This window comes from Anaeromicropila herbilytica (assembly GCF_016591975.1).
Taxonomy (GTDB): domain Bacteria; phylum Bacillota; class Clostridia; order Lachnospirales; family Lachnospiraceae; genus Anaeromicropila; species Anaeromicropila herbilytica.
Window position 1 is genome coordinate 3,437,349 of the sequence record NZ_AP024169.1, and the last position, 26,051, is coordinate 3,463,399.

A 26,051-nucleotide genomic window follows, 5' to 3' on the forward strand; every position below is an offset into this window, starting at 1 on the left:
AACAAGAGATACCGATTTATAACATCATAATCATTTCTTAAAGTAATAATTTTCATCTGTTTCTTTATATTTTACCATACCAATTTTCTCCGCAACTTTTATAGAAGCTATGTTATCTTTCTCAATCTCAGTCATTACATATAGAACATTTTTTTGTTTCTTAGCCCAATCAACCAAGGCTTTAATTCCTTCCGTTGCATATCCCTTGTTCTGATATTGTTCATCGATACCATAACCAACTTCTACCATACCTTCTTCATTAGGTTCACCTTTAAAACAAGCTCCACCAATTCGAATATTTTCATCCGATAATATAAAATTCCAGGTTCTAAGCCATAATAAATCTTCGTTCGGATAATGTTCTTGATGATACAAATATGCATAGTAGAAATCATTTGCCATCTCATCGCCACTATCCGTTTCTGCATTGTGCCTTAGACCTAATTTGTCTTCATACTTCCAAATACTATCTTTTAAAATACTCATATCTTCTAATGTATGGCATACTAACCTTAGTCTTTGCGTAATTAATTCTATCGATTGATTTTCACTTGAACTATTGTCGTTCATAGGTATTGTATTTTGTAAAGCCATTGCAGCTTTCACAGACTGAATCATAATAAGGCATGGGTTCCACTCATCCCATAGAGTAGGAAAACATTCTAATTTTCGAAATCCAATTCTCTCATAGAACAGGCGCGTTCTATCATACTCTTCATAATGCCCTTCATCCACAGTCTTCACCTGAACATACTCATACCCTTTGTTATATGCGTATTGGATAAAACGTTCAAATAATTTATGCCCTATTCTATGACGGTGATATTCCTTTAAGACTCCCATAACAAAGACTTCCGCAGTATATTTACTTGTCTCTTTTAATACTATAAAACCAACATGTCGTCCATTCTTATAATAAGAGAAAAATGGCATCTTCTTACTTTCTTCTATGTAATGCTTCGTACTCTCTGGTACACCAAACCAATCAGGCAAATCCGTTAATATAGTTTGTGTAATTTCCTCTTTTTGCTCTGGATCTGATATCCATCTAACTCCATCTTCGTAGTTCTCACGGGTTAGTTCATAATCAACGCTATCTACTCTTGTCTCACTCATCAAGTGACCTCCAAAATATGTATTGGAGGATTAATTTCCCTGAATCCTCCTTACAGGTTGTTTAGTATTTGTTCTAATAATCATCATTATAATCGACTTCCTTTCTTGTTGTATTTATTGGTATTTTACTATAATCCTTTTCCATAATCAACCATTCTATTACAATCAAATGTTCTGTACTATTTGAAAAAACGCTAACTCTTCCAGTAAGGATTATTTTTGTGACACTATTGATATCCAAGCTGGCAACGCTGCCATAGGATTCTGTTCCCAATTGTTTATATTTATAAGCTCCTCCGGATTCTGTTTTACTAATTCATCATAAAAAAACCAAAATGAAGCATTTACTGCTTGTAATTCTTCGATTTCCTTTATTGACAATTGGGCAGATACCATAGCATTCACTAAATCCTGCACTCGCCAATGACAATGAGGCATTGTCTCTTCGTACGGCTTCACAATATGTGGATTCTTCCATGCTTCTCCTGAAAACGGACGATTGAATGGATGTATATCATACATAATTGAAAACCCTGATGTTTTCAATACCCTATTTATGTTACGATACATCAAACCTAGATCTGCAATCCAAGAATGCGTACCATTAGATGTATATACCAGATCAAAACTGTTATTTTCAATATTCGAAAGTTGCATTGTATCATCACAGATAAATCGAATATTCAGGTTCAATTTATTGGCAATTTCTTGTGCATATGCTAATTGTTTATCGCTAATATCTGCAGAAGTAACCTCAGCTCCTAATAATGCAAATGCAATTGCTGCATGATTATCTCCACTGGAAGGTAGTAATACTCTTTTTCCTTTCAGATTGGGGATATATTTATGAATCAGATTATATACTGCAGGATGAAAAGCAATTGCTGGATTTTTCACCAACTCTGCTATTTTTTCATCCGTTCTAAGAGACTGATACCAATCTGAATTCGCTGTTTCGTTCCAACTATCTTTTACTTGTAGTAACCATTCTTCCATTGTATTATCCTCATTTCCTAGTATAGGTATTTATAAATTAACTTTCCTCAATCAACCTTTGAATTTCTTTATTTATTACAGTATACACCATTTTTTTCATATTTTCTACAATCAAAAAAAGAGAGTACTATGACTCTCTAATTTCCTTCGGCATTGCCTTCCACTCATCAACCGTCATTACATCGGCAAACATTCCATTTAAGGACGCCATAAATGCTTTATGCACCACTTCTGCCTCGATTACATCGCCTTGAAATGATAAAGCTTTCGTCGTACATGCATCTTCAAGCAATATCACTGGATACCCATAATCCTGACAAGCCCTCACTGTTGTATCAACGCACATATGTGACATCATTCCACCTATTACGATTTGCTGGGCCTCAAGCTTTTCTAGCATTTCTGCTAACTGAGTATTCAGAAAAGAACTTGGCTTCTCTTTCCATATTACATATTCTCCGTCCTGTGGTTGAACTCTATGATAGAATTCCCTAGAATGGCATGCTGACTCGGACTGATCCTCCTTATAAAACATATGTCCTACATGTATGACTGGTTCGTTGTTACCACGAAATACTTCTAACGCCTCAAAAGCCTTCTCTACAGCTCGTTGTGGTTGATATAAAAGATAGTTACCTTCTTCAAAATATACATTCTGAATGTCAATTAAAATTAATACTCGTTTCATAATTACCTCCATATAATCACTTTGTACTCTAATATATTGATAATTATAATGATGTATTCTAGAATGTAAATTACCTACTTTTTTGTGGGTATGGAATTCCTTTTCTATCAAGTTCCTCTGTAAGCCCTAATTCAACCATGTAGTCTACACCGATATGTTGCATAATCTCTATTGCTCGAATCATTTCCTGTCCGCGCTCTTTTGTTAATGAATATTCAACATGGAGAGGATACCCATCAAATGTTTCTTTATGAACCAATCCAAACTCCTTCAATTCTTTTAATTGTTCAAGTAGCATCTTTTGATTGATTCCTGCTATCTGCCGTTCCAGTTCCGATAAGGATAATGGGCCTTTCCTCATTTGGAATAAAATGATGAGTTTCCATTTTCCTTTTACAATATCATGAACGATCTCCAATGGACACGTATAATCATTGCGTATTTTCATCAACTACCTCCGTATTATGTATGATTATAAATACAATATTCATTACTATGATGTTGCCTGACAAATGACCTGTTTCAAAATCTAGCCTGGCAATTTGCACAAAACAGAAGAAGCGATTGCGCCTTTGAATATGTATTAGAAGATCTTGTTCTCGGATCATTTTGTGTTATATGCTAGGATAGATCTGTCTGAGCGCAGCGAGTTATCTGTCCTAGCATATGTTTTACACAAAACGAACTGAGAACTAGAACTTCTTATACATATTCAATGAAGCATGAGTTTTTCTGTTTTGTGCAAATTGCCTAGACTACTTCCCAAACAGGTCATTTGTCGGGCAACTCTTTACTATTTCATTTCTTCTTTCGTCTTAACTTAGGTTTTGTAAGGTCATAACTTTCCTCAATCATCCGATGAATATCTTTCTCTGGTACAGTCCCATCTAGAATAATCGAATTCCAATGTTCTTTATTCAGATGAAAAGCTGGTACCACAGATTCATATGCATTTCGCCAGAAGTCTCTCCACTCTAGGTCGCATTTCACATTAATCCAGATGTATTCCTCTCTTTCGAAGATCCAAGCAAATACTTTATTATTCGCTTTATGCCTAATTACTGTCCAGTTTTGATCATGAAACGGCATATCTTCATATGTTTCTGATAGACTACAGCAAAATTTAATTGCTTCTTCTCTAGTATTCATTTCGATTCACTCCATTTTTTATCTCACTTCATATTTCACTTATTTTACAATTCACTCATATAACTTATCACTTATATATAACTTTAATCGTCTACAAACCTTCCAGAACATCTTCCACTTCTGCAAGGTATGTATCCAATCTATATTATATTTAACAGGATGAACACGAATTAACTCATCGGACACACCAGAATAAATTCCATCCCATCCATACACTTTCTTGCAAAGATATCCCCGTTCATCTTCTTCATAATCTCACTACAAATATATAGTCCAAGCCCATTGCCAGCCTTTCCTTCCGTGTTACTGCCCCGATAAAAGCTGTCAAAGAGATGTGACAGTTCACCGTCGCCGACTGGAATTCCAGAATTAAAGATATGAATCAATGCGCAGTAGTCTTCTTCGGTAAATGTAATCGAAAGCCTTTTACCATCCCCATACTTAAATGCATTCTCAATCAGGTTCCCTGCTGCTTCATACATTCTTTCGATATCACCTTTAAGAAGAGTATTTTCATAACTTCCAATGGCAAATTCCATCTGATTCAGCTTGCATCTTTCGGAATAACCAGCAGCAATCTTATTCATCAGCTCTGTCAAATAGTATTCTGAATTATTTACTTCGATGGATATCACATCTTCCGTTGTAGATATCATAATGTCCTTAACAAATTCATTAATCTCTTTCGTCTTCTCCTGAATCTTTACTACTGCTTCCGCCTTTTCCTCCTCCGTGTCATATAATCCTTGTTCCAGAGCCTTCGCATATAGATTAATCGCATTCAAAGGAGTCTTGATATCGTGAGATATGGATAATAGAATCATTTTCTTATCCCTTGCTAGCTTAAGTTCCTTATTCTTATGACTTTCAAGCGCATCCCTCAGCATTCCAATCCCCCAGATAAAACGCCCAAAATATCTGTTTTTGCTTTCTTTGATTCCATCATTTAGATTACCTTTGGACAATTCGTATGGCATATTACTAAGTTGATGGAACGGCCTAATTATCTTCTGGTCCGTATAGATTAGTATGCTTACTGTAAGCAGGTATATTAACAGAAGAAACCCCTGCGATAATCTGCAGAAGCTACTTACATCAATATCCTTTTTATAATCAAATCGAAGATATCCGACTACATGATTTTCTTTGATCACTGGCACTATCTCCATCTGATATTTATTCCTAGAAGAATAAAACTCAGTTATAATATTAGAATCATCTGTACCAACACTTAGATAGGTAACACGAAAAATATTGAATATATCAATAGTATCCGAGTAACTATTCGCATCAATCACCATTATATCATTATCCTTACTATCATTATTACCATCATTAAGGACTTCACTATTCATAATCTCACGGCTGAGTCTACTAATCTCAACCCTATATTCATTATTCTGCTTATCTGCAAAATGGTTCATAGTAATATATAGGGTGACCGCTAATATTAGATACAATCCAGTAAACAATGCAATGATTATCTTATATTTCTTCATATCGGTAACCCACTCCCCATACGGTCTTAATCCTCATCGGATTCCTTGAGTCTTCCTCAATCTTATCTCTTAACATCTTGATATGAACCGTAAGTGTCTGATTCTCACTGAAACTATTCGCACCCCATATCTCATTGAATAAATATTCCTTATTCATTGTCTTACCTTTATTCTCTATTAATAAAAGGAGCAGATCATATTCTTTGATTGTAAGATTCAGCTCCTTGCCTTTATAGGTTACCTGCATAGAATCCTGATCAATCACAATGTCACCTGATCTGAGTAAGGCAGCACTTTCGTGTACATCATAGAACCGTTTAAATAATGCTGCTATCTTCGCTCGTAATATGTCTATGTCAACTGGCTTTTCGATATAGTCGTCTGCTCCAAGTTGAAATCCATTCATCTTGGATTCTTTATCCACCATTGCACTAATAATAATAATAGGAATGTCACCTTTTTGTCTAATATAAGAACATACAGCAAATCCATCTATCCCAGGGAGCATGATATCAAGTATAATTAGTCTGGCTTTATCCTTTAATAAAAAATCTTCCGCCTCTTCTCCACTCATTGCGCAACACACGGTATAACCGTCCTTTACAAGAAATTTGCTCATAAGATTCGATAACTCTTTATTATCCTCTACTAATAATATATCTACCATGTTACCCCCTGAATATCTATATCTATTTTATATTTATTTTAAATCTATGTCTAATCTATTCTACCAGCCAAGTTCCATTAGCCAATTACTTAATTTCTTTTCACGTTCTCTTCTATCTTCTGATTCTGTATATTTACCAAGATTAATCTCATCTCTTATGTTGCCGTCTTCAATGTATAGAATTCTCTCACATTTGGCAGCTACCTTTTTATCATGAGTAACCAGCATAACGCTTGTTCCCTCTTCATTAATCTGATTTAATATTTTCATAACTTCTTTGGAGGACTGTTGGTTCAGTGCTCCTGTCGGTTCATCTGCAAATATAATTCTTGGCCTGTTAATGAGGCTTCTGCAGATACATGCTCTCTGTAACTGTCCACCCGATACTTCATTGATATCATTATCAGCAACTTCACTGATTGCAAGCTTATGCATAAGCTCCACTGCATAATCATTGATTTCTTTTCTGGTATACTTACCTTCCTTAGATTGATATGCTGGTAATATTATATTATCATATATGGTTAGATTTTTCAGCATATACATTTGCTGGAATACAAATCCCATCTCATTGAGTCTGACATTACTAACATCACCATCAGAAAGTTCACTTAATTCCTTGCCGAAGAAATCTACATTTCCCGCCGTTATGGTATCCATACCGCTTACCGTATATAATAGTGTAGTCTTTCCTGATCCAGATGGTCCCATAATTGCCACCATCTCACCCTGTTCTATCTCAAAATTTACATTTCTCAGTACATTGTTCTGTCTCTTATTAATAATATATGTTTTACAAAGATTCTTTACTTTTAACATCTCACTCATAATATCCTCCATTTCTATTCACTTGACCCGTAGTTCCAGGAACTATTTTATTTCTAGATAAAATTTATTTATTTCTACATAGAATTTATTTATTCTGCATTATTAATTTCCATTAGATTCAGCTTCTTAATTGAGCCCGAACTGATATATGCCGTTAAACTTATTACCAATAACAGTAGTATTGGACATAATAGATATACTTCGAAAGGATTCACCTGTATTCTCATATGGGTAGCTCCCATCATACCAAAGATTGGGCGTAAGGCGATATCATTTAAAGGAATGGATAATACGGCACCAAGCACCACTCCAATGAGTAGTACAATTCCGATTCTACATACCTGCCATAACCTTACCTCTTTTAATGAATACCCAATACTACGAAGCATTGCAATCTGACTCTTTTCACTCATAATAAATATTTTCATCATGAGAGTGGTAATCATAACATTTACCAAACAAATTAAAACAAATATCATAACCTTAACGCTGCCAATTTGTGATGTAGTACTGCCTAACTGTACTTCCATCGCTTGTTTTACATTATAGATCTTATACTCTGGAAAATCTTTTTTAATATGCTTTAACATATTGTTATCAAATGTTTTATTGTTCAGATAACATTGATAGTACCAGACACCTGATATTGTACCTTCTAGCTTAACATTGTTACTCATAAATGCACTATGACCCATACTCATATAATTCTGATAGGAAGCTGTTATAATAAATGATCGATCTTCAGTACCAATCTTTGCATGAATGGTATCACCAATCTTTACACCCATCTGCTTCATCACTTTCTCCGATAACGCAATCTCATTATCATTTACAGGCGTTGATCCCCCAGTCAATTCGATAGACGAACCATCCGATTCAAGAGGAAGTAATGTCATGACTTGATAGGAATCATCCTTGTCATTCACGTAATAGGAGAAAGAGTAGAATATCATCGTATTGATATCGATATCATAATGTTTGCTTTTAAAATTATCCTCCATTGATCTTATATGGTTTAAAACGGTATCTCTATCTAACGTAGCTTCAACATTGTCACTTTTAATCTCTGATTTGGCATAAAAGTCGGCCTTTAGGTCAATTAGAAAGTTCTTAGCCATCTCATCACTACCAAGAGAAGTAATTGTATTAATCGGTAGTATGATAACAATTGTCCCGATGGCAAATGTTAGAATAAGCACAACATACCTTTTTATATTGGATAAGATATCATTCAAAGCCATAAACAATGGCGTTCTTAAGCGTTTGCACTTGTGAAGGGATATCTTTGACTTCTTATGAAATCTCTCACCAGTCTGGCCACTCCTTATTGCTTCAATTGCAGAAAACTTACGTAGCTTATTGGTGCATAAATAACAGATTATAATAACAATAACCGCAACTACAACTGAGCATATTACATTGATGCCAAAATTCACGCTGGCATCTTCCATCATGATACTCTCACCAACTGACTGAGTCATCGCGTTACTTACTGGAATACTTAAGAAGCATCCAATGACAGCAGCCACACTTACTAGTGCAAAGTACTTTATGAGATAGATTTTCTTAATCATAAAGTTCTTAATTCCAATCGCTTTCATAATTCCGATTTCCTTGTAATCTTCCTGTAACGTGAATACAATGGTAAATCTAAGAATGAGAAATGATATGATAATAAGGCAGACTCCCACAACAATTAGTACCCCTGCTGTTATCAAAGACATGACATATGCAAATTGAAACATGTCTTTTTGCACACTCACGATCATATCAAATGCTTCCTTATTCATTGCTTTGCTGAAAGCAGCCTTGTCATATGGATTGATATTGTAATTATAATTGATCGCTGTTCCAGTATTTTTTATATCTTCAAAATCCTTGTCACTAATAATATATCTTGACATTCCAACATAATCTCCCCCAAATGCAGGGTCCATAATGCTGGTTGTTATCTTAAATGTCTTATTCAGATTGCCAAACTTCATCTTGATGGTATCACCAATCTTAAGACCATTTAGATCCAGTTGTTTTTGCTGCATTCCAATCTCGCCGTCTTTCATCTTAACAAGCTTACCATCTTTATCAAAGATTAACATATTGTCGTGCCACTGATTTTGAATCATTATCGTATTATTCAAGTTATACTTTGAACCATCTTTTCCACCATAGCTTTCTATATTATCGATTGAAAGTATAACAGCTTCATTCTTCGAATAATCCTTTACCAGCTTATTTCCTTTCAGCCATTCTCCAAGATTCTTCTCTCCTGGTTTTTCATATGTTGAAACAAACTCCTCTGCTACTTTGCCTTTATCCATGCAATAGTTCATCGCGTTGGATATTACAAGGATATTGTTCACACTGCTTGCTACAAATACAGTTGCTAATATCATAAATAGAAACAATATCACATTGATTCCACGCTTATGTTTCAGATCTTTTTTTAATATTCTGTATAACATGACTTTTCCCTCTCTTATTCTGGATTGCTTATTGTTGATTTCTTATTTTGATTACTATTCTTGATTATTTAATCCTTTGAAATGATTTCTTTGATGACCGGTTTCATCTTATGTGTCTATAGTAACATGGAAATTATTAAATAATCCTTAAATATTTTCTTTATTTGGTTGTTTATGGAGAAGTTTCAGGAAGAAGCTTTATGAAAAAGCTTTATGAAAAGGCTAGAAGTTCAATGAAGACGAGGGTCAAAAGCTAAATGAAGTTCTAAATGAATGTATCGTGGTGATATTTATTTTAATGCTTCTTTTAGTTTTCGACCCTCGAATATATCAAAAGAATATTACAAAAGAGATTGGTAACACTATCTTTATTAAATTTTTATTTAAGGAGGTGTAGCTATGAGTCATCCAAGAGGTAGTAATCAGAAGAAATCTGGTCAAGGAAATGGTAACAGTGTGATTAATAATCATGAAAATAGTAGAAATGCTGTAAGTGGAGATACTCCATCTTCAAGCAGTCATAAATTTAGTGATAGTTCGAAGGATAGAAATAGTAAATAGTATTTGTATCCTTTTAAGAGTACTTATTAGTCATATACAAAACAAGAAATGCTCTATCCACCACAGCGATAGGTGGTAGAGCATTTCTTTATTATTTAGTTTTACATTCTGTAAGGCAATTCTAATACAATCTCTAATCTCAGATTTATTTTACTTGATATTGCTTTGAACATCCTTATACAAGCTGTTATGCAGAATTTCTGCATCACTTCCGATGAAAGCTTTAACTGCTTTTTCATCCTTCTGCAGATGCCACATGAACCATGCAGTCATATATCCGTCAATCGCCTGATATGTTTCACCGTGATCGACACCCGTCTTTCTTGCAATGATTTTAGGGACAGAATCCGGAAGTGCATCATAGTTAGCCTTAAGTGACCACAACGGACAGATACCCTGTCCGTTCGTTGCAGTGATATCTTCGCGGTACCTGCATCAAAATATCCAGTACCTGCAGCTAGGAAAGTTGGTATATTAACCTTTGATAGATCATAACTCCATTCCAGTCCGAATACGTTTTTCTGTCCCCAATATGGAGATGTAGCGCTGACTGCATACAATGCTTTATACATACTTCCGTGTTCCTGTGAAGTCACAGCATTAATTGCCCCGACACCACCCTGTGAATGGCCGCCGATTCCAATATTATCTTTATCTACTTTACGATAGAATATACTACTGCTATCTTCGTTTTGTTCCATCAGGAACACAAGGCTCGATTCCGAAGAAGCTCCGGTTCTTGAATTCTCATCTTCATTGCCAACAACGATAAATCCCCATGAAGCTAGATGCTTGAAGAATGCTTTATATGAGCTGGCGGGAACTCCCGTTCCATTGGCTATCACTACAACTGGATATTTTGAATCATTTGCCTTAAGCTCTGATGGATACCATATCTCATATTTTTTAATTATATCATCTCCTGCTTTAAACTCTTTAAAAGATACATCATAAGAACCAAGAGCCGTGTATGTTTTCTCGACAGTTTGTTTTGTCTTCGAGAAATTGTAATAATGATTGCTCTTATAGACAAAAATGCGCCAGACAACAATTGACAGCAAAATTATTACTAGTATTATGATCAAGATGATTTTTAACAATTTCTTTATGATTTTCATTTCCGAATTTCCTCCATCTTCTTTTAAATTATACATTTGGCATCTTCCGTTGTAATTCCATACCAGATGGATTCTTTCGTATTATCTGTTATTTCCGGACGCTCTATTATGTTATTTATTGATTACATCGCAATCATCGTTCCTGTTATTATAAAAGCAACAATTATATTGTTTATTTGATTGGCATATAAGTATCCAGATAATCTGTTACTTTCTCCATATACAGAGCATATAAGTCATTATCGTTCTGTAGTGCATGCCCGGAATGTGGTAGTTCAATGTACTCATGTGTCACATTATTTTCTTCCAGTGCCTTTTTCAGATGCTTCACTGTATCAAATGGGCATACCCTATCATATACCCCATAGGCACAAACGGTTGGCACAGAGTTCTTATCCACCCACATATATGCAGAGATAGGCTTGATTGCCTCTTCATAAGCTTTTGTTCCGAACATATCAGAGGTAATTTTAGTGCCAGCCATGACACCAAATAATCCTGCTGCAGCCTTCGAATTCTGATCAAGTCCGTATACAGACCAATCTTCTGGATAGAAACTTGACGGACCAACCGCTTCAAATAGCATCTTTACTGGAATCGGTGATTCATTCGCATCTCTGTATGCATATAGCATTGCTAGCGTTCCTCCTGCGGAACCTCCGGATATCGCCATTGAATCAAGGTTATATCCTAACTTAGCAGCCTCCCTCTTAACCGCAGAGATACTGCTTTTGATCTCCATCGACTGCGAATATACGCTTGCATCAGGGTGATTGTTATCGCGTAGGGTGTAATTAATTCCAGCTGCTACATATCCTTTAGAACACAGCCATTGTAGCATTTTCTTATCATCTGACTTATCACCCGTAGTAAATCCCCCCGCATGGATATACACAACCAGACCGTAGGCCTCTTTTGTATTGTCAGCAGGAACATATAGATCGAATTTATTTGCTTTGCCGTCTCCATATGCTATATCGCTATATATCGTTCCAATCTTGTTGCTCCAATCTACAGAGTATTTTTTCATTTTCGGAGAAGTATAAGTCAGTTTAAAAATTGCCGAACCCACAAAAGAAATGATAAATGCCCCTACGCACAACAGAACAAACATACCTGTTTTGTTTCCTTTCTTTCTATCTTTTCTCATAGGATATTTCCTCCGAACAATGATCCTCCGACCATCATATTAATAAATATCCTTACTGCAAGTCTTCCTAATATCAGACCAATAATAATAACCACAGCAAGAATAATTCTTCGTTTCGTTGTAAGAAAATGTGTCATGTGTTTCTCCTTCATCTTTATATACTTCTAATCAAATCATTTTTAAATCAAAGCATTGTCCCTTGACAATCTGTTGCAACAGTTGTATTGTATTCGATGTATCAAGTGTACCATCGCACCCCCAGTCTAGTCAATATAACGGAAAAAATGGCACAAAGCAGGAGGAAATGTACCATCATGAATAACGAAGAAAAAAACTCATATGTAAAAAAACAGATTACGGATACAACGATCGAACTGCTGAAGCAACACGAATTTTCTAACATTTCCATCAGTCAGATCACAAGCTCTTCTCAAGTCAGCAGGAACTCGTTCTATCGGAATTATACTGATAAGGAAGATATTCTATTCAAACATATTCGCCAATTGGTAACATCCTGGAATGCAGAATACCAGAAACAAAACAAAGATTCAAACGCTGAGCTCTATGGAAGCCTGTTCACACACTTAAAAGAAAACAGTGAATTCTACCTTCTACTTAAAAAGCGAAACCTATTTCACCTATTTCTTAAAGTCTTAATCGAACAATCAGGCCCAAAACCGGAATATGATAACATGGCTGCCTATGTAACCTCATTTATTACCTACGGTACATATGGTTGGATTGAAGAGTGGATTGGCAGAGGCATGCAGGAATCTGCCGAAACCATGTCCACTCTTTTGTCTTCTCATGGAATGAAATAAAAAAACGGCACAGGACATCGGCTAATACACCGACATCCTGTACCACATTCATCACCCTAAGATACATCTTTTTTAAATTTCCATTCATAAATACCCAATAATATGCAACCAATTCCGTAACATAAAATATCTTTCATATCAAATACAGAACCTATCAGTATTCTTAAGAATGTATTGTGTTCAACGTTTAACAGTTGTACTATGTTAAAAAATTGCAAGCATTCCGTCAATCCTGCAAACAAAAATATGTACACTGGTAAGAATCTTATGCCATCTGTCTTAAACATTCTGAATGCCATATAAAGTACTATCACCACCAGCACATCTCCTATATACGGTCTGATAAATGTATCATGTACGTATAAAGCGATTAATACTTCTATCGTTAATAAAATAATAAATGTGATTGCATATTTAAGTCTTTTTTTATTAGTTATTGTGTTTTGTAAGATCATAGTTTACCTCTATTCTTCTATCAGTATTGCTCTCAAGGATTTGGCCATTTTAAACTTGTATATATCAATTCATATCTTCAACAAATCTAGCAACAGCACCATCACACTTTGCACACTTACCCTGAAGAACAATTCCATTCTTATCATCTACTATAGCATAGTTAACAATCGTAGTTACTCCACAATGTCTGCAAAATACATTATTAATAAGAGTCTCTTTCCAATCATCAGGTAACGCACTCCACTTTTTTAAAGCTTTGATATCCGATACATTTCCAACCATATCAGTAGCGGAATCCTCGACATACTCTAAGAAGAGTTTCTTATCAAACCCGCCACGTTCTACCTTTTTCTGAATACGTTTTGCTTCTAACTCTTCAATCGCATATCCACGAGCATTGCAAATTGCATACAAAACTTCTAGGACATCTGCCATCTCTTCTAGACTTTTATCTGCCTGATATTCTTTCACTTCTTCAAGAAGCTTTTTGTCCAATGCTTGGATATAATCTTTTTCTGATAAGGTATGATATATTGCTTTATGACCATCTTTCTCGATAATCTCTGGTATTCTATCTCTTACAAGTTTATTGTACTTTTTCAAGGGTGTGTACCTTCCTTTCTGGCGTCCAGATATCATGATATCCATTGCACTTTGCCCAATAATATATTAGCCTAAGTTTCTTTTCTTGATAGGATGGTGAAATAAGTTCTGCACTTTTCTCAATAATCATGTGATTTCTCTCAATCAGGTTGTCTACAAATAGATCTGGTGTCAGTCGATCCGATTTCTTTAGATTACATTTCGGGCAAGAAAGTACCAGATTCCATAGATTATCATCCTTGATAAATGACCATGGGATAAAATGATCCACATGAATATCACCATGATCCAGCTCCTTACCACAATAGAAACAGGTATGTTCCTCAAATTCATTAAACAATATCTTACGATAAACGGATAAATCATTACGCAACGTGATTGTATCCAAATTATTGAGGAGATTTCTCGTTGAAGATTCTTCGTTGACCTTCTCTAAGTATTTTGCCTATTCAAAGTAATTCATTTTCTCTAAGAATTTTTTATGCTTTGTCATAAACCGATATACGATAGGATTTAACTGTATGTATTCACCCTTCTTAGAAAAGGAATATAGAGTATCTTTGGAATCCCGAAATAATGCTCCTACTACATTTACCTTACATTTTGCCTTAACCTTATGACAAATCTTTATTTTCATATCATCTGGAATGGCTTCAAAACTGACATCTGAAATGATTTCTTGCTTGTTCAGTGCTTCCTTAAGAACTCTTTCTAATGCAGTTTCTCTTCCATCCTTTGTCTTTGCTTTCTGGCGTAGATTATATTTCAATACTAAGTTCCAATAAATCTCTGTGAATTTATAGAATAACTGATCAAAGGTCAGAACTAGATTCTCATCTGCATTGTATAAACTATCAAGGATAGACTTAAAGAAGCCATACTTATAGCTCGTATCATGAGAAACCTTATTTGAAAACATTCCACTGAAAATAGACCAAAGTTCATCTTCGGTTAGGTGTTTTTGGATATAGGATTCTTCTTTTAAGTCGTAACCAGCCATGGGTGGGGCTCCTTTCTGGGGAACTTTTTATATCATCAGTTTAACCTATACTAATTATAACATTATGAACTAGTGCTATCTACCTTAATATTCCTGAATTGAGATAAAAAATCTCTCTAGCAGTTACTTCCTATTCTATTTGCCCCATCTCAAGTGTAGTCGTAATATATTGTTTCATTTGTTAATTAAGTATAATCAAAACCTCAAAACACTTATTGTATTATGTGCGATAATGGATACTCACTTTTATGTATATTCTTTAAAAGTATATGCAAACTATTATTAACTTGTCTTATTAGGAGGCACATATGGATAAATGTAATACAATACTAAATTGTTTTGATATAAAAGAATATGAAAGTAGCCAACTATTGAAAAACAATATAAAAAAGTTAACGGATCATAAAGATGCAATTAAGATCATCAAACAATTTGAGTTGTCACACTTCGATGATTACTTACGATCCTGTGGCACTAATAATTTTACTGATTTTCCATACTCAAAATTATCTAATACAATCACTGAACAAAGTAAGTATATAATTGCCCGAAATATCAACAATAATATTAACTATTTTATATTAGATAATTTCATAGATACCTTTGCGTTTATGCAATCAATAGTAAATCGAGGTTATTTTAATAACAAAATGTCTACTGGTAAAAAAATCTACGGTCATTTTAATTCAGATAATGAGCTTCTTATTGGTAATAAATCTATTGAAATAAAAAAGTATATTTTAAAAGAGGCAGATATTACATCAATTGTTAGAAGAAAATATTATTCTTTTAACAATTCGCACACTTATTTGCAATCGCAAGTTGCTGCACTTGGTGGCTATTTGGGTTATGGGGCAAAAATAGCTTGTAATGATAAAAACAAAGTTGTGTATAACATCAGCTTTAATGAGATTTTCACTCTAGCTATGCCTGATTTAAATATATCAAATATTGACTCTCAGTATTATTATAAAAAAATCAATTTTATAGATGTTATTTGGGCAAATCAAAAAAATAACTTAATCACATATGCATTTGAAATTGAACTAAGTGATAACCTTGATGCTGCCTTCCATAGACTTTCTTTATATGCCTCAAAAAGTAATTATGTAATTACTAAATTAATAATAATTACACCTTATACTAATGATTATTATAGACTTCAACAAATTTGTTTAACTTATGATTCATCTAAAATTAAACATAGTTTTTATCATCTTACAACACAAGATTTTATTGAAACTCTTAAACAAAGAAACCTTCTTGTTCAACCTCAAAAACTAGAACTCATTCTGCTTAGTAAAATTATATCTCTTTCAAAAGAAAATAAGTAAATTCTAAATATCAGAATTTACTTATTTTTTCTAAGTTTTCTATTAAATCTGAATACAATTTACTAATGAGTTCACATCCAATACAATTAATGTGCATATCTAAAGCAACTTTCAATGTTGTTCCACTCCCTACAAATGGATCCAAAATTAATTCATGTTCCTTTGCCCCTATAGCCAAACAGAATCTAGGCACTGTTTCAGGAAATGGTGCAGGATGTGAATTTTTTTTCTTTGCATTCCCAAAACATCCTACATTACTAAAAAAATAATTTGGTTTAGATTTAAAATGAACTATATCATCACTACCACACTGCTTACATTTAAAAAGACTGCCTGTATCAATATATTTATCTTCATTTATTTTATAACTTTTCCCCTTTGCGAACATTAAAATATATTCCCATCCATTCCCCAAATATATTTCTTTATGATTGCCAGGAGGCGGTGAATTTTTTTTAATCCATATAATTATATCGCAATGAACAAATCCAATATGTTTGGCTATTGTAATTAAGTCAAAGCTATAATCAATACACTCTCTGTCAACGTGTTTATTCCCAATGTTAATAAACATAAATTTATCTTTTTTTAATACCCTATAACAAACTGAAAAGACTTCACTCAAATCACTAAGATATTTTTCATAATTACAAGCAATACCAATTTCATCTTTAGTAGCTATTTTCCGATTCGAATATTTCCATTTTCCTTCATTACCATCAACTCTGACTTTATCTCCATATGATCTCAAATTATAATACGGTGGACTTGTAAATATACAATCTATAGATTCTGCCTTAATATAATCTTTGAGTATTTTCCTACAATCTCCATTAAATGTTCGCCAACGTATACCGTTTATTATACCCTCAACATTTTCCAAACTATAACGACCTTTAGCATGCTCTTTATAATATATTATGAAATGCATGTAATATGAATGGAAAACAGAATAAAGCAGAATTATTCATTTTAAATCATCAAGTGGAACTTGGCACGGCATAGGTACTGTATTTACTACTGTTTATACTAGAAGTAGACATGATATTTTTAGCAATGATAAAACTGTTATTGCCCATAATTTCACAAATCTGTTTTATAAGGATTCTTAAACAGCTCAACCAACTTTGACTCTATTTTTTAAATGGGTTACATTACTCTAAAGCGGTTTTATAGGATTTTGTATCATCTCCTAAAAAGACTATTCATTCTTAAACCAGAAATAATTTGATACTTTTGGTAAATAGGAAGGCGAATGATTACATTATCATTATCAAAATAATGATTAACATCCTTTGCCCTGCACTTTCCAATGCCAAAACAGGAACAGAACTCGTCCAGAGTAAGCAGGCCTTTGTCATAATTACATTGTTGCATGATGTACCTCCTGAAATTGAACTTTGTTTAATTTATTATGTTTATGTCTTTGTAAAAGTTTTTAAAAAGTTTGATTCTTTATACATTATTTGGTATAATCAAATTGTTTTTCGCAACAATTATTCAAAATCATTTATTAAATAACAACAAAGGAGTATATTTATATGGATACATATTCAGAAAACACTGAAATGCAAACTAATGAAATAGCCGAGATACTAGAAATATTAAATTTAGCTTCAAAAGCAACAAATAGTAATTCTGCTATTGTCGTTTATGGTCAGATATTTAATATTAATAATTGTGATTCAATAAAATTATCTGAAGCAAAATACGAAATTATAACTGTTATAAAAAAAGCAAAAGATAATTTAGCCACTATGTCTGCTAAAAATTCAAGGAATATTGAGTTGCTTGATAAGGTATTAACTACTTTTTCATCTATTAATACAACGGATAATGAAAATACTGTATCTAATTTTAGAATAACATGTAGAGAGCTATGTAATTCTCTGATTTATATTGAAGAATTATATAGCGAAAAATTTAACAAAAAAAAATTATCTGAAAAAGTAATCCAAGAATTATTAACTGAAATTGATGAGTTAATAAATGATATTAAAAACGCAGATATTGAAAGTAATTTCAAAAATCTATTTATTCAAGAACTACAAAAACTCCAACTAGCTATGTATAAGTATAAGATATATGGAAACGATGGTATTGAAAATATTATTTCAGAATTAATGGGCAAGATAATACTAAAAACCACTGATCCGGAAGTTATTACAGATCAAGAGAAAAATATTGTTAGGAAAATTTTGAATTTTGTTGCAAACACAAATAATATAATTAAATTTTCTGAGAATGCCACCACTATAGCCACAAACTCAGCTCCTCTTCTATTAACAATGCTTAACAATATTATCAAGTAAATCATAAGTGACTTATAATATTATCTAATATGGTAATAAATTTGTACATACTGCTTTGTTATAATTCTAGCATTAAGATTCCACCAATTGGTTAACCTATTGTCATAACAAATGAAACTAACTTCCACTTGACTTTACCTACATTTGAAGTTAAGCAGAAGTTGGTTTCTCAGAGTAATAATATTAATTAGTATTATTCTTTTTATATGCTCCTCTAGATACTAAATTTTCATAATAGAATAGTCTCTCAAAGTGGGACTCAATAAATCTTCTTATACAATTGTTTCCATGTCTCATAACTCGTATCATAATCTGGTTTATAATCACTTTCTTGTAACGATTAATTTAAATATGGTCTCAATCTTGCTCTACCCATAATATCATATCTGTATTTAAAGAAAATCTATTTAGTAGGTATTATAGTCTAACATAATCACCGTTTCCATATGCGTGGTGCTGTGCCAAGTGCTATATTATTGATGTATTTTTTTCTTAACTACCATATCTTTACAAATTAATCTAATTGGTATCGAAGGGCATACTTCACCTATCATGTTCAATCAGGCTATCAGATTATCAAGGTGCTACATTTGTTATTCCAACTTTACATGAGACTTTTCTTAATACTAGGTTTTCGCATTCTAATTTTTATATTCATGTACCTCAATCGTGGATTTTTTAATTAGAAAATTTATTTTCATCATAGCACAATGACTTTAAGCTAAGCTATTCTAGAATAAATGAATTTTTAAAAATAAACCTTCACAAACTCGGATTCTTCAAATCCAATCGTTTGCAAAGGTATACTTATACCATTTTCTCCAGCCACTCACCCTAAATAATAATCCCTTCCAGATGATCTACTTCATGCTGAATAATCTGTGCAGTCCAACCAGAAAACTTCTGTTTCTGCTTAATAAAATTTCTATCCATATATTCTACTTCAATCATTTCATATCTCGTTGTCTTTCTGACACCAGTTAATGACAGACAGCCTTCCTCAGTTTCATATGGATTTAACTTCTTAGTAATGACTGGATTTACCATAGGAACACCTATGCCACCCACACTATACACGATAATTCTTTTATTTATTCCTATCATATTTGCAGCCATACCTACGCAATGCTCAGTATTTGCTCTTAAGGTATCAAGTAAATCATCAATTACTGCTGCATCTGCCTTAGTTGCAGGCGTTGATTTCTGTCCTAAAAATAATATATCTTTTACAATTGTTCTTACCATGATAATCTCCTATTCTGCCATATCATTGCATTTTTAAATCTATTCTGCTCCAAATACTCTTTTCCATTTACTGGCATCATCTCTTAGCGCTCCGGTAGCCAGCATCAATCGCTTCCTTCTTTGAATGAAATATCACCAGATATTTTGAATCTGCCATTTCAACATAGGATGCTTGCCCGGGGCAATGATATATCTTGGAATGTGAATTTCCCCGAATTTCTGTCAATGTCGGCTCATCACTACTTACACTTTCTTTCGTGTCAGAAGGATAGCTTTCTCCATTCGAATAATCAATCTTAATTCCAGGCTGAACATTATATACATATACATTAAAACAGATGCCTTCCCCCTTATCTTCAACCGAATATCCTTCCATCTGTACGCCACTTGCTACAAGATTGTCTCCTTTAAACATCGGTGTCACTCTGTAAAGGACATGGTTTTCTGTTTCTTTCACATAGTCGGCAACCATATTTTCAAATGGTAACATGCCCTCTATATTTAAGTATCTTGTACCAGTAATGAGATTATCTTTATTCACATTTTCTGCTGTGAGCTGATAACCGATTAGGTGACAACGGTTATACAGATATTTTCCGTCCACATTATTATATTTCACTGTCTGCCAACCGGATGGTTTTACCTGACCAATACTGCCACGTTCTTTGGTTGGCATTATATCTGTTCCAACATTTGCATATACAACTCTGCATCTTCCCAATTTGTCCAACTCGCTATAAGTTTCAAATGAGGTTGTAGTCATATCCTCCTTATCAAATGCGGGATTATTATTATCAAGCACTACATATGGATTCCCACTATATTCAGGAACACTATCTATCGTAATAAGTTCATTCGTCTGGCCTGCGGCTTGCTGACTCTGTCTCTTATCAACAGAACAACCTCCCAATACCAAACAGCACAATATCAATACAGGTATTAAAACCCTGATTACCCTTTTCATCTTGTGTATATCTCCTTTGTAATTTTCTCATGAGAAGTACCTTTAAATTCTGTCGTATCTCTCAATATCCATCTATCATCTAGTAAAATATCCATGAATAGATCAGCAGGATAATTCCTGTTCCACTTATAAATAATCAATTGTTCTATCTGTTTCTCATATGGCATAAGGAATCGGTCTTCTACAAAGCAGTAATCTCCTGCTCCTGCCTTATCCATAAAGTTATTGTCTATTATTAGATTCTTAATATTTATATCAGAGAATAATTTATATGTATATTCATTCACATATAGTTTTTTTCCCTTACTACAAAGTATCATATCTTCCAGCATATTTCGGTCTGAACTTTGCCTTCTGTGATTAAACATCATACCACCTTTATCGTCTACGCATACAATTACTATCATCTATTTCGTCCCTCTTAACATTCGAAATTGTCATATTTACAACAGTTGTTAATTCTCATTAGATAAATCCTTATTTGTAGTAGTATCGCAGATACGCTGCACTCGTCCAACAATTCCACTTTCAAGCATTACCTTAATTCCTCTAGGATGATTTCTTGAATTCGTAAGAATTCGCATCACAATACCCTCTGTTAATTTACCAGTTCTCTGATCCTGTTTCTGCACTACCATCACCTTAGCACCTATTTTTATATTATTTTTTACGATTTGGTCCATAATGTCAAATCATTTTATTTATTCTGAACAAACAAGGTTCTCCTGTTATCAACTCTTACTCTGATATAACTGAAAAAGTTTATTATGTTCGCTCGCACAGGTATGTCTTTTCTATATTTGAACTTTGTCTTTTATCAACCTCGTCTTACACACACATACAACTGTGAGGCCTCATATCGACTTGCAAATCCTAAGATTTTTTAATGAGTTCTGGAGCTTTTTACTGTAATAAAGATCGATAACAAAACGGCATCTACTAACATTTTAAGTTCTGCAAATTCAAACATTCTATTACCTAAATGATAATAAAATGTTCGTTCCTGTTGAACTCCAATTATATCCATCCTATAAAGTTGTATGCTCTCGATAATCGAGTATATACCTTTTCGATCTGCTGATACCCAATATCTTTCAAGTTCTGCAAGAATATCCTGCATTGTTATACTATGCGTTTCATCTGTCTTCTCCTGCAATATTTAATTAGATATAAGAACTTAAGTTTCTGATTACTACTCTTAGATATGACCACCAATACCATAGATTGATGGTCTCATTATACTATAATACATGAATGCATGGATACATTATGTTGTATTGTAAGTACTAATCTTTAGATATATCTGCCAAGCAATTGAGGTCTTAGATATTATATAATATAATGATTATAATAATACGCTTCTAGATGCATCATTATACTTAACAACATTCCCGATTAAATTTACCATTACACAAGTTTTGGTAAGCTGGTGTGTTTGACGAACCTAGATATCTAGTGATTTATTTTTACAATTAATACAATAAATAAAGCGTTAGCAATGATATTATTCCTCTTAAGTAGAAAAAAGTAAATAGCTAAAATCTACTTAAGGAGAATAAAATCATTGCTAACGCTATATACGTCTTTTAAATTTATAATAAAATGTATAACTCTTAATGCCATAAATAATACAATAGCAATTATAAAAATATTATAATCTATGTTACCTTGACTCTTTACTATGTATTGAAATTTAACTCTAGCATATATTCTTTATTTGCAGTTATAAACTGCTAACATGCTTATCATTCTAAAATAAATACATTTGTATCTTTTATTTTTATTATTTTTGTAAACCTAAAATTGTTAACAATCACAATTAAATAATAGGTTTATCAATTTGTTCTTATCCAATCAATTATATTATCCTTATTTAACTGTGGCTGTCCTTGTCTACCATAATAATGTGAAAATCTTGCTTGAATATCTTTATGGAATACAGGATTAATCGAAGCAATAACACTTACACCATCTAGAAAATCTTTTTTTTCTACGCTCCTAATTAATTGAAAATCAACAAGGCCTCCAATAAATAATTGACAGGGCGGCAATAAATGATATCTTGACTTAGCATTATTTATATATTTTTCCAAGTCTTTTTCAGCACTATTACTTCCACTTTTAATACGTTTAGTTATTTTATCTAACATACTAAAATCAATATAGCATAACACTACAAAGTCCGAATTGTCTTGTTCCATATCGCAAGCTGCTGTAATAACTACATATTTCTTGTTATCATAAGAAACAATATCTCCTGAAAAAGGAGTTACTTTTATCGCTGGTTTTATGTAAAACTCTAAGGCATCAAAATCATCGTGATTATCATTTGCATTTATAGTTAACATTTCATTAATTCTGGTTATAGCAAATCTAAGCATTCTTTGTGTCTGAAAATCTCGCTCTTGATCTTTCCATGAAGATATCACATCTGACATATGATTCCAGAAGACTTTACTAAGCATATTATCAATTTCACTATAGTTTCCTAAAACATTAGTATACCCTGTTTTATATAAACTCGTTATTTCATCCAATAATTCGTTAACGTCAACTTCATCTCGTTGATATTTTTTTAAAATTGGACTCTCATCATATTCTTCTTCTAAAAATTGAAGATTACCAGATACTATAAAGATAGGAACCCTGCAATCTCTATGGATTTTTTTTACTAACCTGTTTCCTTCATTTTGCTTCGAACCAGTTCCCCAATCCAAATCAACAACCATGGCATCTATATGATGATTATATAGAATTTTTGGTACTTCATCATCATTAACTAGCAAAAAACTTTTAATTTCATATTCTGAATTATCTATATTAAATTCTTCAATGCAAGTCTCATACATATCTCGTATATTTTTATCATCCTCTACAATTATAATCTGTATAATTTCTTTGTTCATTCTAATACTCCTCATTTTTCTTAGGTAATTCTACTATAAATTTAGCACCCTCGGTAACATCTACGACCTTTATTTGACCACCATTTCTATCAACTGATTCTCCAGCAATTGCCAAACCAAGACCCGTCCCAGCACCATTCTCTGTGACTTTTCCAGATATGCCTGGATTAAAAAGTGAATCATTATCAAGTAAATCTTTAATAATTTTGGGACCATTATTCCATACACTTATCTCAATAGAATCATTTGTTTCCAGTAAAGATATTTCCATCATCTTACTTTCCTTGGCAAAATCCACCCAGTAAACTGCATTCTCTATAATATTAGCAAGTGCTGCTAATATATCTTCACGCCAACCTTTAAACAAAAAATCATTTTTTAAATTTATAGTAATATCTATTTCTTTTCTTTGAATCTCATCTAAAAAGATATCAATAGCGGTTTGAATAGTATTACTTAAACTAAACACAGACATTGCAGTTCGTTTTCTTGTTGCTAAAGAATTCAATCTATTAAACAAAGATGTTATTGATTTCAATTGCTCTGGTGTTTCCTCAACAATTTTCGTCATTTTATGTAAGTCTTGAGGATTACCATCCTTTGAATATCTTTGATATATACGTTCTAAGTTATTTGTTTGGTTCTTTATCCAGTGTAGAGGTTTTCTTACTTCGTGCATAACAACATCCATAATTTTTCCTAAAGTAGCTTGCCCTTGATACATTGCAATTTGTTTCTCTAATTCTTGTGTAATTTTTATTTTATTATTAATGTCTTTATCAATAAACTCATTTACTTCGTTCATTTCGTCGCTACTCATATTCGCTTTCTGCATAACAGAAAACACTTTGTTTTTAATAGCTGAAAAATCAGTTAATACACCAAGTTGATTACTAAAAATATGATTTTTTCTGCCTTTTCCAGTTTTTTGTCTAAATGAATATCTTTTTAGTTCTATAAAGGTTAGCAGTTGACTGATCACAGATTTAAGTCCATTATAGTATGCATCTTCTTTCAAACCATCTCTTGCACTTTTTTCATATAAATTCGAAATTTCTTCATCCTGTATTTCAATAATCCCCGAAATCTGATTGGCACCTATTTTTAAAGCAGGATTTTGTACTCTTTTTTTATCTAATGAAAGCCAATCATTACCATCATCGCCATATGGCCTTATTCTAAACCTATTTCTAAAGATACTTACTCCTGAGATATCATTTAATAAAATCTTAGCTTCATTTTTTCCTAATTTTTCTTCTCCTGAGTTAAATAATTCATATATGAGATTCTCTATTGCTTCAGGATCTCTATCAAAAATTCTAAAATCAATATTTACTAAACCTGAAAATTTTTCTTTTTCATCTAGATAAAAGTTAAAATCCGTAGCTTTTTCTACTATACCAGAATTTTTATTTTGATAAACCAAAGAATTACTACCATCCGGAAAAATCTCCCCCGAAATCCTATAATCATAATAATCTAGTAATGGTAAAGGTTTTATATTTATCGTTTTATCTTTATATTTCTCAGATATAAAATTCTTAAACACAACCGTTATGTTAAATATATCCTTTTCTTGACCATTATTTGTATTGTTGTCCATTGGGGTTAATAATTTCCGTAATTCTTTGATAAGATAGTTTATTTCACTATCATTCCATAATTCAAGCTTATCACTAGACCCCTCAATTTCAAATAATGTACCATTTGCTTCACTTGTACTTGAAGAATTTATATCAATTAGCACTTCATCTAAATATTTACTTTCAATAAAATCATTCCAATTAATAAACAAGCTAGTTTCTATTTTATTTGAAATAGTATCTAATTTTATTTTTTCTCCTAAAACCGCAACCGCAAATCTTCCAATTCCCTTTCTCCCCTGCATTACTCGTCCTTTGGGACTTTTTCTACGCTTAAGTTTATCACTAGTAGAGGGTACTAACCATTTATCTATTACTACTTGCGAATTCATACCATGTCCATCATCTATAATAGATAATAAAAGTTTTTGGTCTTCCTTTGATTCAAAAGTTATAATTACTTCATTTGCATCAGCATCATAAGAGTTCTTTACTAACTCAACTACTGCAGCATGCATATCTTTAATGATATCTTCTCCAATTGTTCCAATTAATCTGGCAGAAGGTCTAAACGTTTTTTTCATTTCAATTCC

28 protein-coding genes are annotated in these 26,051 nt (G+C 32.8%); 4 read left to right on the forward strand and 24 right to left on the reverse strand.

Annotation, left to right across the window (positions count from 1 at the left end; all coding sequences use genetic code 11):
• Positions 1 to 30: 30 nt before the first annotated feature.
• The 9 genes from bsdtb5_RS14870 to bsdtb5_RS14910 all read right to left on the reverse strand — a co-directional run bounded on the left by bsdtb5_RS14870 (position 31) and on the right by bsdtb5_RS14910 (position 9,405).
• Entirely contained in the window at positions 31 to 1,116 is a 1,086-nt protein-coding gene (locus tag bsdtb5_RS14870) for a GNAT family N-acetyltransferase (RefSeq protein ID WP_271712764.1), read from the reverse strand.
• A gap of 213 nt (positions 1,117 to 1,329) precedes the next feature.
• On the reverse strand, positions 1,330 to 2,112 hold the full coding sequence (locus bsdtb5_RS14875; RefSeq protein ID WP_271712765.1) for a class I SAM-dependent methyltransferase: 783 nt from the start codon (positions 2,110 to 2,112) through the stop codon (positions 1,330 to 1,332).
• A 127-nt stretch (positions 2,113 to 2,239) separates the two neighbouring features.
• The gene (locus bsdtb5_RS14880) at positions 2,240 to 2,800 is read right to left on the reverse strand and encodes a cysteine hydrolase family protein (protein WP_271712766.1); all 561 of its coding nucleotides are present in this window, start codon (positions 2,798 to 2,800) and stop codon (positions 2,240 to 2,242) included.
• 70 nt (positions 2,801 to 2,870) lie between these two features.
• Entirely contained in the window at positions 2,871 to 3,248 is a 378-nt protein-coding gene (locus bsdtb5_RS14885) for a winged helix-turn-helix transcriptional regulator (RefSeq protein WP_271712767.1), read from the reverse strand.
• Between the two features lie 350 nt (positions 3,249 to 3,598).
• Complete coding sequence (locus bsdtb5_RS14890) at positions 3,599 to 3,949, reverse strand: MmcQ/YjbR family DNA-binding protein (RefSeq protein ID WP_271712768.1); 351 nt, start codon at positions 3,947 to 3,949, stop codon at positions 3,599 to 3,601.
• 170 nt (positions 3,950 to 4,119) lie between these two features.
• Positions 4,120 to 5,448 (reverse strand): sensor histidine kinase, encoded by a 1,329-nt coding sequence (locus bsdtb5_RS14895; protein ID WP_271712769.1) that lies wholly within the window; start codon positions 5,446 to 5,448, stop codon positions 4,120 to 4,122.
• Positions 5,435 to 6,115: a response regulator transcription factor gene (locus bsdtb5_RS14900; protein WP_271712770.1), complete on the reverse strand. Its 681-nt coding sequence runs from the start codon at positions 6,113 to 6,115 to the stop codon at positions 5,435 to 5,437. The genes bsdtb5_RS14895 and bsdtb5_RS14900 overlap by 14 nt, the downstream gene beginning before the upstream one ends.
• Positions 6,116 to 6,175: 60 nt before the next feature.
• A complete protein-coding gene (locus tag bsdtb5_RS14905; RefSeq protein WP_271712771.1) occupies positions 6,176 to 6,943 on the reverse strand; it encodes an ABC transporter ATP-binding protein in 768 nt (255 codons plus the stop codon).
• A gap of 89 nt (positions 6,944 to 7,032) precedes the next feature.
• Positions 7,033 to 9,405 carry an ABC transporter permease gene (locus bsdtb5_RS14910; RefSeq protein WP_271712772.1) on the reverse strand — a complete coding sequence of 791 codons (2,373 nt, stop codon included), beginning with the start codon at positions 9,403 to 9,405 and terminating at the stop codon, positions 7,033 to 7,035.
• A gap of 399 nt (positions 9,406 to 9,804) precedes the next feature.
• On the opposite strand from bsdtb5_RS14910, the gene bsdtb5_RS14915 reads away from it, so the two are divergent.
• Positions 9,805 to 9,966, forward strand: a complete 162-nt coding sequence (locus tag bsdtb5_RS14915; RefSeq protein WP_271712773.1) for a hypothetical protein — start codon at positions 9,805 to 9,807, stop codon at positions 9,964 to 9,966.
• A gap of 269 nt (positions 9,967 to 10,235) precedes the next feature.
• Here bsdtb5_RS14915 and bsdtb5_RS14920 read toward each other — a convergent pair whose 3' ends face one another.
• From bsdtb5_RS14920 to bsdtb5_RS14930, 3 genes are all read right to left on the reverse strand, one after another.
• On the reverse strand, positions 10,236 to 11,084 hold the full coding sequence (locus bsdtb5_RS14920) for a poly(ethylene terephthalate) hydrolase family protein (protein ID WP_271712774.1): 849 nt from the start codon (positions 11,082 to 11,084) through the stop codon (positions 10,236 to 10,238).
• Between the two features lie 172 nt (positions 11,085 to 11,256).
• Positions 11,257 to 12,234 (reverse strand): alpha/beta hydrolase, encoded by a 978-nt coding sequence (locus tag bsdtb5_RS14925; protein WP_271712775.1) that lies wholly within the window; start codon positions 12,232 to 12,234, stop codon positions 11,257 to 11,259.
• Positions 12,231 to 12,371 (reverse strand): hypothetical protein, encoded by a 141-nt coding sequence (locus tag bsdtb5_RS14930; RefSeq protein WP_271712776.1) that lies wholly within the window; start codon positions 12,369 to 12,371, stop codon positions 12,231 to 12,233. Before bsdtb5_RS14930 ends, bsdtb5_RS14925 begins: the two co-directional genes overlap by 4 nt.
• 177 nt (positions 12,372 to 12,548) lie before the next feature.
• Here bsdtb5_RS14930 and bsdtb5_RS14935 point away from each other — a divergent pair, with 177 nt between their 5' ends.
• Positions 12,549 to 13,055 carry a TetR-like C-terminal domain-containing protein gene (locus bsdtb5_RS14935; RefSeq protein ID WP_271712777.1) on the forward strand — a complete coding sequence of 169 codons (507 nt, stop codon included), beginning with the start codon at positions 12,549 to 12,551 and terminating at the stop codon, positions 13,053 to 13,055.
• Between the two features lie 56 nt (positions 13,056 to 13,111).
• Here bsdtb5_RS14935 and bsdtb5_RS14940 read toward each other — a convergent pair whose 3' ends face one another.
• The 4 genes from bsdtb5_RS14940 to bsdtb5_RS14955 all read right to left on the reverse strand — a co-directional run bounded on the left by bsdtb5_RS14940 (position 13,112) and on the right by bsdtb5_RS14955 (position 15,114).
• A complete protein-coding gene (locus bsdtb5_RS14940) occupies positions 13,112 to 13,510 on the reverse strand; it encodes a ribosomal maturation YjgA family protein (RefSeq protein WP_271712778.1) in 399 nt (132 codons plus the stop codon).
• A gap of 64 nt (positions 13,511 to 13,574) precedes the next feature.
• Positions 13,575 to 14,114 carry a nucleoside triphosphate pyrophosphohydrolase gene (locus bsdtb5_RS21800; RefSeq protein ID WP_330611676.1) on the reverse strand — a complete coding sequence of 180 codons (540 nt, stop codon included), beginning with the start codon at positions 14,112 to 14,114 and terminating at the stop codon, positions 13,575 to 13,577.
• Complete coding sequence (locus bsdtb5_RS14950; RefSeq protein ID WP_271712779.1) at positions 14,098 to 14,487, reverse strand: HNH endonuclease domain-containing protein; 390 nt, start codon at positions 14,485 to 14,487, stop codon at positions 14,098 to 14,100. The genes bsdtb5_RS21800 and bsdtb5_RS14950 overlap by 17 nt, the downstream gene beginning before the upstream one ends.
• Before the next feature lie 72 nt (positions 14,488 to 14,559).
• The gene (locus bsdtb5_RS14955; RefSeq protein ID WP_271712780.1) at positions 14,560 to 15,114 is read right to left on the reverse strand and encodes a hypothetical protein; all 555 of its coding nucleotides are present in this window, start codon (positions 15,112 to 15,114) and stop codon (positions 14,560 to 14,562) included.
• A gap of 308 nt (positions 15,115 to 15,422) precedes the next feature.
• Here bsdtb5_RS14955 and bsdtb5_RS14960 point away from each other — a divergent pair, with 308 nt between their 5' ends.
• Positions 15,423 to 16,448: a hypothetical protein gene (locus bsdtb5_RS14960; protein ID WP_271712781.1), complete on the forward strand. Its 1,026-nt coding sequence runs from the start codon at positions 15,423 to 15,425 to the stop codon at positions 16,446 to 16,448.
• Positions 16,449 to 16,458: 10 nt separating this feature from the next.
• Here the strand turns inward: bsdtb5_RS14960 and bsdtb5_RS14965 are convergent, their stop codons facing one another.
• Positions 16,459 to 17,331: a DNA-methyltransferase gene (locus bsdtb5_RS14965; protein WP_271712782.1), complete on the reverse strand. Its 873-nt coding sequence runs from the start codon at positions 17,329 to 17,331 to the stop codon at positions 16,459 to 16,461.
• Between the two features lie 658 nt (positions 17,332 to 17,989).
• Between bsdtb5_RS14965 and bsdtb5_RS14970 the strand changes: the two genes are divergently transcribed.
• A complete protein-coding gene (locus bsdtb5_RS14970; protein ID WP_271712783.1) occupies positions 17,990 to 18,760 on the forward strand; it encodes a hypothetical protein in 771 nt (256 codons plus the stop codon).
• A gap of 834 nt (positions 18,761 to 19,594) precedes the next feature.
• On the opposite strand, the gene bsdtb5_RS14975 is transcribed toward bsdtb5_RS14970, so the two are convergent.
• The 7 genes from bsdtb5_RS14975 to bsdtb5_RS15005 form a co-directional block, all read right to left on the reverse strand.
• On the reverse strand, positions 19,595 to 20,005 hold the full coding sequence (locus bsdtb5_RS14975; protein ID WP_271712784.1) for a peptide deformylase: 411 nt from the start codon (positions 20,003 to 20,005) through the stop codon (positions 19,595 to 19,597).
• A gap of 76 nt (positions 20,006 to 20,081) precedes the next feature.
• The gene (locus bsdtb5_RS14980) at positions 20,082 to 20,969 is read right to left on the reverse strand and encodes a DNA/RNA non-specific endonuclease (protein WP_271712785.1); all 888 of its coding nucleotides are present in this window, start codon (positions 20,967 to 20,969) and stop codon (positions 20,082 to 20,084) included.
• Positions 20,966 to 21,376 carry a ribonuclease Z gene (locus bsdtb5_RS14985; protein ID WP_271712786.1) on the reverse strand — a complete coding sequence of 137 codons (411 nt, stop codon included), beginning with the start codon at positions 21,374 to 21,376 and terminating at the stop codon, positions 20,966 to 20,968. The genes bsdtb5_RS14980 and bsdtb5_RS14985 overlap by 4 nt, the downstream gene beginning before the upstream one ends.
• Before the next feature lie 48 nt (positions 21,377 to 21,424).
• Positions 21,425 to 21,607, reverse strand: a complete 183-nt coding sequence (locus bsdtb5_RS14990) for a YwbE family protein (RefSeq protein WP_334297398.1) — start codon at positions 21,605 to 21,607, stop codon at positions 21,425 to 21,427.
• A gap of 245 nt (positions 21,608 to 21,852) precedes the next feature.
• A complete protein-coding gene (locus bsdtb5_RS14995) occupies positions 21,853 to 22,089 on the reverse strand; it encodes a hypothetical protein (protein WP_271712788.1) in 237 nt (78 codons plus the stop codon).
• 715 nt (positions 22,090 to 22,804) lie between these two features.
• On the reverse strand, positions 22,805 to 23,875 hold the full coding sequence (locus bsdtb5_RS15000) for a hypothetical protein (protein ID WP_271712789.1): 1,071 nt from the start codon (positions 23,873 to 23,875) through the stop codon (positions 22,805 to 22,807).
• Between the two features lies 1 nt (position 23,876).
• Positions 23,877 to 26,042 (reverse strand): ATP-binding protein, encoded by a 2,166-nt coding sequence (locus bsdtb5_RS15005; protein WP_271712790.1) that lies wholly within the window; start codon positions 26,040 to 26,042, stop codon positions 23,877 to 23,879.
• Positions 26,043 to 26,051: the final 9 nt, after the last annotated feature.

What these genes read in the sequence shown, in the direction of transcription:
- bsdtb5_RS14955 (WP_271712780.1), bottom strand. Translation starts at nt 15,114, where the DNA reads ATGGCTGGTTACGACTTAAAAGAAGAATCCTATATCCAAAAACACCTA.
- bsdtb5_RS14910 (WP_271712772.1), bottom strand. Translation starts at nt 9,405, where the DNA reads ATGTTATACAGAATATTAAAAAAAGATCTGAAACATAAGCGTGGAATC.
- bsdtb5_RS14900 (WP_271712770.1), bottom strand. Translation starts at nt 6,115, where the DNA reads ATGGTAGATATATTATTAGTAGAGGATAATAAAGAGTTATCGAATCTT.
- bsdtb5_RS14895 (WP_271712769.1), bottom strand. Translation starts at nt 5,448, where the DNA reads ATGAAGAAATATAAGATAATCATTGCATTGTTTACTGGATTGTATCTA.
- bsdtb5_RS14990 (WP_334297398.1), bottom strand. Translation starts at nt 21,607, where the DNA reads ATGGTAGTGCAGAAACAGGATCAGAGAACTGGTAAATTAACAGAGGGT.
- bsdtb5_RS14920 (WP_271712774.1), bottom strand. Translation starts at nt 11,084, where the DNA reads ATGAAAATCATAAAGAAATTGTTAAAAATCATCTTGATCATAATACTA.
- bsdtb5_RS14880 (WP_271712766.1), bottom strand. Translation starts at nt 2,800, where the DNA reads ATGAAACGAGTATTAATTTTAATTGACATTCAGAATGTATATTTTGAA.
- bsdtb5_RS14935 (WP_271712777.1), top strand. Translation starts at nt 12,549, where the DNA reads ATGAATAACGAAGAAAAAAACTCATATGTAAAAAAACAGATTACGGAT.
- bsdtb5_RS14870 (WP_271712764.1), bottom strand. Translation starts at nt 1,116, where the DNA reads ATGAGTGAGACAAGAGTAGATAGCGTTGATTATGAACTAACCCGTGAG.
- bsdtb5_RS14905 (WP_271712771.1), bottom strand. Translation starts at nt 6,943, where the DNA reads ATGAGTGAGATGTTAAAAGTAAAGAATCTTTGTAAAACATATATTATT.
- bsdtb5_RS14940 (WP_271712778.1), bottom strand. Translation starts at nt 13,510, where the DNA reads ATGATCTTACAAAACACAATAACTAATAAAAAAAGACTTAAATATGCA.
- bsdtb5_RS15000 (WP_271712789.1), bottom strand. Translation starts at nt 23,875, where the DNA reads ATGAACAAAGAAATTATACAGATTATAATTGTAGAGGATGATAAAAAT.
- bsdtb5_RS14980 (WP_271712785.1), bottom strand. Translation starts at nt 20,969, where the DNA reads ATGAAAAGGGTAATCAGGGTTTTAATACCTGTATTGATATTGTGCTGT.
- bsdtb5_RS15005 (WP_271712790.1), bottom strand. Translation starts at nt 26,042, where the DNA reads ATGAAAAAAACGTTTAGACCTTCTGCCAGATTAATTGGAACAATTGGA.
- bsdtb5_RS14915 (WP_271712773.1), top strand. Translation starts at nt 9,805, where the DNA reads ATGAGTCATCCAAGAGGTAGTAATCAGAAGAAATCTGGTCAAGGAAAT.
- bsdtb5_RS14890 (WP_271712768.1), bottom strand. Translation starts at nt 3,949, where the DNA reads ATGAATACTAGAGAAGAAGCAATTAAATTTTGCTGTAGTCTATCAGAA.
- bsdtb5_RS14995 (WP_271712788.1), bottom strand. Translation starts at nt 22,089, where the DNA reads ATGCAGGATATTCTTGCAGAACTTGAAAGATATTGGGTATCAGCAGAT.
- bsdtb5_RS14985 (WP_271712786.1), bottom strand. Translation starts at nt 21,376, where the DNA reads ATGATAGTAATTGTATGCGTAGACGATAAAGGTGGTATGATGTTTAAT.
- bsdtb5_RS14885 (WP_271712767.1), bottom strand. Translation starts at nt 3,248, where the DNA reads ATGAAAATACGCAATGATTATACGTGTCCATTGGAGATCGTTCATGAT.
- bsdtb5_RS14925 (WP_271712775.1), bottom strand. Translation starts at nt 12,234, where the DNA reads ATGAGAAAAGATAGAAAGAAAGGAAACAAAACAGGTATGTTTGTTCTG.
- bsdtb5_RS14930 (WP_271712776.1), bottom strand. Translation starts at nt 12,371, where the DNA reads ATGACACATTTTCTTACAACGAAACGAAGAATTATTCTTGCTGTGGTT.
- bsdtb5_RS14960 (WP_271712781.1), top strand. Translation starts at nt 15,423, where the DNA reads ATGGATAAATGTAATACAATACTAAATTGTTTTGATATAAAAGAATAT.
- bsdtb5_RS14875 (WP_271712765.1), bottom strand. Translation starts at nt 2,112, where the DNA reads ATGGAAGAATGGTTACTACAAGTAAAAGATAGTTGGAACGAAACAGCG.
- bsdtb5_RS14970 (WP_271712783.1), top strand. Translation starts at nt 17,990, where the DNA reads ATGGATACATATTCAGAAAACACTGAAATGCAAACTAATGAAATAGCC.
- bsdtb5_RS14975 (WP_271712784.1), bottom strand. Translation starts at nt 20,005, where the DNA reads ATGGTAAGAACAATTGTAAAAGATATATTATTTTTAGGACAGAAATCA.